The sequence below is a fragment of the Rahnella perminowiae genome (assembly GCF_019049755.1).
GTDB classification, from domain to species: Bacteria; Pseudomonadota; Gammaproteobacteria; order Enterobacterales; family Enterobacteriaceae; genus Rahnella; species Rahnella perminowiae.
Genome location: NZ_JAFMOS010000384.1, coordinates 1 through 6,929, shown reverse-complemented (window position 1 = coordinate 6,929; position 6,929 = coordinate 1). Strand labels below are relative to the sequence as shown.

Genomic DNA, 6,929 nt, shown 5'->3' with positions numbered 1-6,929 from the left:
CCATTCTGCGCTGGGCTGGATGACCCCGTCAGAATTTGCTGAGAAGTCTGCCGGTTGCCAGAATACACAACCAACATGAAGCCGGTTATTCCTGATTATGAATGGATCACATACGGGGAGCGGGTCACCGGACTCTTGGTAATGATGCAAAACTGGTACAACAACCGGGGCAAAAACCCAATCTGGTGTTCCTGGTGATCGGGGAAACAGCACGGGCGCAAAATCAGTCGTATGAGGGATACGCCAAACCAACCAATCAGTACACGCAAGCCATTCCGGACGTGGTGTACTTTACGAAGATGACGTCATGCGGTACGGCAACGGCAATTTCTGTGCCGTGCATGTTCTCAAACATGAAACGCACCAGTTACGACGCCAACCGCGCCCGTAACAGTGAAGGTTTGCTGGATATTCTGCATAAGGCCGGCGTTTCAGTATTCTGGAAAGACAATGACGAAGGCTGTAAAGGGGTCTGCGACCGTGTGCCGAATGTCACCATTAATACCCAAAAAGACGGTAAATATTGTGATGGTGATACCTGCTACGACATGGCACTGATGCAGAATATTGATGATGACATCAAGGCTGACGGCAAAAATACGCTGATTAGCTTACATCTGATCGGCAGCCACGGCCCGACATATTACAAACGCTATCCTCAGGAATTCCGCAAGTTCATGCCTGACTGCCCGCGCAGCGACATTGAAAACTGTTCACAAGAACAACTGGTGAATACCTACGATAATACGCTGCTTTACACGGATTACATGGTGTCGCAGGTGATTGAAAAAGCGAAGCAGTATCAGGATAAGTACAATGTGGCCGTCATTTATCTTTCCGACCATGGTGAATCCTTGGGTGAAAATGGCCTGTATCTGCACGGTACGCCTTACAGCGTGGCACCGGCGCAACAGACCCATGTGCCGATGCTATTCTGGCTGTCTGATGGCTATGTCAAAGCGCAGGGAATAGATATGCAATGCCTGAAATCCAATGCTGCGAACAAAGACGTTTCGCAGGATAACCTGTTCCACACCGTGCTGAGCGCGATGAACGTACAGACTTCAGAACGTGACCCACAATTGGATATTCTGGCGGCCTGCCGCCCATCTCAGAAGTAGTCACGCCCGGCAGCTGAAAGGGTTTGCTGCCAGAATGTTATGGCAGCAAACCGCACTCTGTCAGAATGCTTGTTGCCAGTGCGCTGACCGTTTTATCGAACTGCTCAGATTGATTATCCATCACCATATACAGTGCCGTTTGCCGCACCGTTCTGGTTGTTAATTCAAGACGGCGAAGCAAACCGCTCTCCAGCGTTTTCTCCACACTTTCCAGCGGCAGCCAGCCGTATCCTACGCCCACCATAATCGCTTCCATCGCGGCCCCGACAGTAGTGAAGGTCCAGCTGGCACGGGTGCCGGATGGTGCATTTTCATTACGCGGCGAGTGCCGGTCGGCCACGCTGATCAGCGGGAAGCGTGCCAGGTCCTCTGCGGTCAGCGGAACGGCGAGGCTCATCAGCGGATGATCGTTTTTCGCCACCGGGACAAAATCCACGTCCAGCAGAAAGCGTCCCTGTATGGCATTTTCCGGTGCCAGCGTGGTGATGTATAAATCAGCAGACCGTTCGTTTAATTGCTCCAGGCTTTCTCCGCGCAAAATTTCCGTCAGGTGCACCCGGGTATCGGGAAATTGTTGTTGAAAACTTTTAAGCGCGCGAAACAACCGGTATTTCGGAAAGACGCTGTCGACCACCAGGCTCAGTTCGGTGCGTGTTCCGCCTTTCAGCCCGGCAGCGCGGTGCTCAAGCTGCAAAAAGGCTGAAATAAGCGGCATTGCCTGCGTCAGCAACGCCCGTCCCTGCCCGGTCAGGGTCGCTTTACGACCCTGAATTTCCAGCAACGGCAGGCCAAGCCGTTCCTGCAATCCGCTCAGCGCATAACTGACAGAAGACTGGCTGCGGTTCAGCACCCGCGCTGCCTGCGCGTAACTCCCCTGTTCAATGACCGTCTGCAACACCACCCACTGCTCAAGAGTGGTTCGTGGAAGTGCCATGCTTTTTTCCTTCGGAGAAATTTATCGGAATTTTAGATGCTTTTTATCAGAAAAGAGCGTTTTTTTATCAATTTTTTAGCGTGTACTCTCTCTATCGAAACAGCACTGACATACGGCGCACTAATAAGGAGAATTATTATGAGCAGCTTTGATAAACACGACCTGAGCAATTTCATCGGCAAACACGTGGTTTACACCTATGACAATGGCTGGAATTATGAAATCTATGTGAAAAATGCCGGAACGCTGGATTACCGCATTCATAGCGGGCTGGTTGGCAACCGCTGGGTGAAAGATCAGCAAGCTTATATCGTGCGTGTGGCTTCTGATGTGTACAAAATTTCCTGGACAGAGCCGACCGGTACCGATGTCAGCCTGATAGTCAACCTGGGTGACAACGTGTTCCACGGCACGATTTTCTTTCCACGCTGGATCATGAACAATCCGGAAAAAACCGTTTGCTTCCAGAACGAACATATTCCGCTGATGAATTCATATCGCGATGCCGGCCCGGCTTATCCGACGGAAGTCATTGATGAATTCGCGACCATAACTTTCGTCCGCGACTGCGGCGCCGACAATAACGGGGTGATCGACTGCCCGGCCAGCGAGTTACCGGCTAACTTCCCGGACAATCTGCGTTAATCACTAAACTACAGACATAAAAAACCACAGTCCGTAAGGGCTGTGGTTTTTTATGAACAGGTCAGGGATACAGGCCGTCAGCGTGCCAGCGTTTTCAGCAGCGTCGCATTGAATTTTTCCGGTTCTTCCATCTGCGGTGCGTGTCCAAGGCCTTTAAACTCGATCAGTTTCGCGTGCGGAATAAGCTTCGCAACCTGTTTGCCCAGCACGTTGTAATGGCCGATTTTGGCTTTCACCGCAGGCGGGGCAATATCGCTGCCAATGGCTGTGGTGTCAGCCGTGCCAATTATCAGGGTGGTGGGTACGCGGAGATTTTTGAATTCGTAAAAGACCGGCTGAGTGAAAATCATGTCGTAAATCAGCGCTGAGTTCCATGCTACCAGCTTGTGCCCCGGACCGTTATTCAGGCCTGCCAGCATATCGACCCAGCGGTCATATTCCGGTTTCCATTTATTCACGTAATACGTTTTTAATTCGTACTGTTTAATGCTGTCCGCTGAGGTTTTCAGTTCGCGATCATACCACTGATCGACCGTACGATAGGGGACGCCTTTGGCTTTCCAGTCTTCCAGACCAATCGGGTTCACGAGCACCAGTTTCGACACTTCCGGCGCATACATCAGGCTGTAACGTGTCGCCAGCATGCCGCCAGTCGAATGCCCGACAATAACGGCTTTGCTGATTTTAAGGTTTTTCAGCAACTCATGCGTGTTGGTCGCCAACTGCTGGAAACTGTACTGGTAATGGGAAGGCTTGGTCGATGAACAGAACCCGACCTGATCAGGCGCGATAACCCGATAGCCATGACTTACCAGAGCCGAAATAGTGTCACCCCAGGTTGCGGCACAGAAATTCTTGCCATGCATCAGCACCACAGTCTGGCCGTTTTTATGCCCGGCAGGGGCAACGTCCAGATAGCCCATTTGCAGTGGTGCACCCTGGGAACTAAAGGAAAATTGCTTCAGCGGGAACGGATAATCAAATCCCTGCAATTGCGGGCCGTAAGCGGGAGCGTCTGCCGCCATTATTGAGCCGGAGAAAGAAAAGGATAAAACAGCCGCATAAAAGAGCACTTTAAAACGGGGAAGCATCGGGTTGTCCTGGTGGCGTTCACTGAACAGACGGCGTAAAACACTATGCTACAAAATTTACGCCTTCAGAAAAACCACTTAAGACCGGCTGATTCAGTCTTTCGTTTGCAAAATGTAACGGTATGTCCGGTAAATACTCATCCTGGCCGCCGGGGGCCGGTTTTGATTTAAACTTATTACAGTTGAATCCATAACTATTCATAATATGAATTAAAAATGAGATTATCAGCACTCTCAGATTGGCCTTGTTATTTGCCTTGTGGCAGTGAATAACACCGTTATAGGTTATATTGACGGGGCGAATCGTCGCTCTCAGGCTCTCACTGGTGGTTACCCTTGACCTTAAATTGGTTAAACCGACGCTCTGTCCGGATATGCGTTTCACTGCTCGCCTTCGTTGTTGTCGCTGCTCTCGGAACATGGGCAATCTCATGGCAAACATCTCAGGGATTACGACGTGATACCGCCGCAAATTTGCAACAATCCGTGAGGCTGGTGGATATGACGCTGGATAATGCCGCCATTGCAACCAGTGCCGTTGAAAATCTGATTGGCATGCCCTGTGATGCCAGGACTCTGCAAGCGCTGCGCTGGCAGGTGGCGAAAGTGCCCAATGTCCGTACGGTCAATCTTTATCACCAGGATACAATTTACTGCACTTCCCTGTTTGGCCCGCGCTCTGACACTATCTCGACCGACAAATTCGTGGGTGGCAGACTGATGCTGATGAGCGGTAACAGCGTCACGCCTAATCACCCCCTTATTGCCTATCGTCATGATGTTAACGGCAGCGGTGTGCTGGTCGGTGTCGATGGCTATTTTCTGCATAACATTCTGTCATTGCTCAGTACCCATGCTTATCTGGCGTTACAGGTTGGCGACCAGTGGATGGACAGCAACGGCATCATTCACCGCGGTGAAGACTGGCCGGCCGGCGAACGCATGGAGCTGACTTCTCAGCACTATCCTTACGCTATACGTTTAGTGATCCGCCAAAGTGATCACTGGGGTTATGTCTTCGATTACGCAACCGTCAGTCTGGTGCTATTTCCGCTGCTCAGCTTATTTATCGCGTTCATGACTTATATTCTGCTCGGTCGCGTGGGCGGCCCGACAGCTGCCCTGAAAGAAGCGCTGGAGAAAAAACAGTTCATCGCGTATTTGCAACCCGTCGTGGACGGCACTACCCATCAGGTGACGGGGGCTGAAGTCCTGATGCGCTGGCAACATCCGCAGTCAGGTCTGATCCCGCCTTATCAGTTCATTCCGCTGGCTGAAGAGAGCGGCCTGATTGTGCCCATGACTCGCCTCATCATGGCACAGGTTCGTGAGCAGTTCGGCCCGCTGGCGGCACAGTTGCCTAAAAATTTCCATTTCGGTTTCAATATCTGCGCCAGTCATTTCAAAGACCACTCACTGGCTGAAGACTGCAAAGCTTTTATTGATGCTTTTAAGGTGAACCCGATCAATCTGGTACTCGAACTGACCGAGCGTGAATTAATCGAACCGGGTGAAATCACCTACAGCCTGTTTCGCACGCTGCGCCAGATGGGCGTACTGATCGCAATGGATGACTTTGGCACCGGGCATTCCAGTCTGGCGTACCTGCAAAAATTCCATATCGATATTCTGAAAATCGATCAGAGCTTCATCGGCCGGATTGGCACCGATGCGCTGGCCGAACATATCGTCGATAATGTGATTGACCTGGCTAAACGCCTGCAAATGATCATCGTGGCGGAAGGAATTGAAACCCAGACGCAGGTGAATTATCTCGCGCCCTACCAGCTTGAATTCCTGCAAGGCTACTTTTTCGGCAAGCCCGTACCACCGGAGATTTTTATCGGGAAATGGCTTTGATTCTCAGACCGCCTGCGGCAGGTGCTATCCTCTTCAGGCAGCGGGCACTTTCGTGACTCTGTGACTAGACTAATAACGTGAGCTACGTCTTATAAGATGCGTGCGCTTTTTGCTAAAAATCCACTGGTGTGTAACATCCATACAGATTCAGTCCTGTGACAAAGCTAACTTGTTGAAGTTACTTGTATTGGAGTACTCTGGCGGAGAACACTGCTGACAATCCGATTGATCACTTTGCGAGCAAGATGATGATTAAGTGGCCGTGGAAAGCGAATGAACTGAAAATTGAGAAATCAGACGTATGGAACGATGCGCTGAATATCCCACTTTTGTCTTGCCTGAACGAAGATGAAAAATTGCGTCTGATTCAGGTTGCCAGCCAGTTGTTGCAACAAAAACGGCTGGTTCCTTTGCAAGGCGTTGACCTGACGGAGCTGATGCAGGCGCGTATCGCGCTGCTGTTTGCGCTGCCTGTCATGGAACTGGGCGCCGCCTGGCTCGACGGTTTTCACGAGATCCTGCTCTACCCTTCCCCTTTTGTGGTTGATGCTCCCTGGCAGGATGAAAACGGGCTGGTACATGCTGGTTCACAAATTCACGCCGGACAAAGCTGGGATCAGGGGCCGATTGTCCTCAACTGGCAGGACATCGAGGACTCATTCGACAACTCGGGTTTTAACCTGATCATCCACGAAGCAGCGCATAAACTGGATATGCGCAACGGCGGTGAAGTCAGTGGTATTCCGCCTATCCCGCTGCGTGAAGTAGTGTCGTGGGAGCACGATTTACACGCCGCGATGCAAAACCTGCAGGATGAAATCGATACGGTCGGTGAAGACGCTGCCAGCATGGACGCCTATGCTGCGACCGATGCTGCCGAATGTTTTGCCGTGCTATCCGAATATTTCTTCAGTGCACCAGAATTACTTTCAGAGCGTTTTCCGCTGGTATACGGCCATTTTACCCGTTTTTACCAACAAGACCCGCTGGCAAGGCAGCTGCGCGGTCAGCGTTGCGATTGTTAAATCCCGTTTTGAAGGACATTTTTTCGTACTAACCTGCCCTTTTGCATCCATATTGATTAGTTGCTGAGCAGTCGGATGTTTTTAACGAATTTAGCGTTGACACTCCGGAGCCCTCTGGATATTATGCGCCCCGTTCACACGATTCCTCTGTAGTTCAGTCGGTAGAACGGCGGACTGTTAATCCGTATGTCACTGGTTCGAGTCCAGTCAGAGGAGCCAAATTCTTGTTTTCATGCCTCTTTGCGAATCCTTA

The 6,929-nt window shown here is 50.9% G+C and carries 5 protein-coding genes, 1 tRNA gene and 1 pseudogene; 5 read left to right on the top strand and 2 right to left on the bottom strand.

The genetic code is table 11. The features are described 5' to 3' along the window. Positions 1–128: 128 nt before the first annotated feature. Positions 129–1,121: pseudogene (locus J1785_RS04985) on the top strand (phosphoethanolamine transferase); the annotation flags it as partial. Between the two features lie 37 nt (positions 1,122–1,158). Here J1785_RS04985 and J1785_RS04980 read toward each other — a convergent pair. Then, the gene (locus tag J1785_RS04980) at positions 1,159–2,055 is read right to left on the bottom strand and encodes a LysR family transcriptional regulator (RefSeq protein ID WP_129951026.1); all 897 of its coding nucleotides are present in this window, start codon (positions 2,053–2,055) and stop codon (positions 1,159–1,161) included. Positions 2,056–2,190: 135 nt separating this feature from the next. On the opposite strand from J1785_RS04980, the gene J1785_RS04975 reads away from it, so the two are divergent. Then, entirely contained in the window at positions 2,191–2,700 is a 510-nt protein-coding gene (locus J1785_RS04975; protein ID WP_217159088.1) for a phenolic acid decarboxylase, read from the top strand. 77 nt (positions 2,701–2,777) lie between these two features. On the opposite strand, the gene J1785_RS04970 is transcribed toward J1785_RS04975, so the two are convergent. Next, a complete protein-coding gene (locus tag J1785_RS04970; protein WP_217137813.1) occupies positions 2,778–3,791 on the bottom strand; it encodes an alpha/beta fold hydrolase in 1,014 nt (337 codons plus the stop codon). Positions 3,792–4,127: 336 nt separating this feature from the next. Between J1785_RS04970 and J1785_RS04965 the strand changes: the two genes are divergently transcribed. The 3 genes from J1785_RS04965 (at position 4,128) to J1785_RS04955 (ending at position 6,895) form a co-directional block, all read left to right on the top strand. Beyond that, on the top strand, positions 4,128–5,651 hold the full coding sequence (locus tag J1785_RS04965) for an EAL domain-containing protein (protein WP_217159074.1): 1,524 nt from the start codon (positions 4,128–4,130) through the stop codon (positions 5,649–5,651). A gap of 248 nt (positions 5,652–5,899) precedes the next feature. Next, positions 5,900–6,676 (top strand): DgsA anti-repressor MtfA, encoded by a 777-nt coding sequence (gene mtfA / locus J1785_RS04960; protein WP_129952102.1) that lies wholly within the window; start codon positions 5,900–5,902, stop codon positions 6,674–6,676. Between the two features lie 143 nt (positions 6,677–6,819). Next, positions 6,820–6,895 (top strand) — tRNA-Asn (locus tag J1785_RS04955). The last annotated feature ends 34 nt before the right edge of the window (positions 6,896–6,929 follow it).

Excerpts from the sequence above, each read along its gene's own strand:
- J1785_RS04980 (WP_129951026.1), bottom strand. The coding sequence starts at position 2,055 with ATGGCACTTCCACGAACCACTCTTGAGCAGTGGGTGGTGTTGCAGACG.
- J1785_RS04970 (WP_217137813.1), bottom strand. The coding sequence starts at position 3,791 with ATGCTTCCCCGTTTTAAAGTGCTCTTTTATGCGGCTGTTTTATCCTTT.
- mtfA (WP_129952102.1), top strand. The coding sequence starts at position 5,900 with ATGATTAAGTGGCCGTGGAAAGCGAATGAACTGAAAATTGAGAAATCA.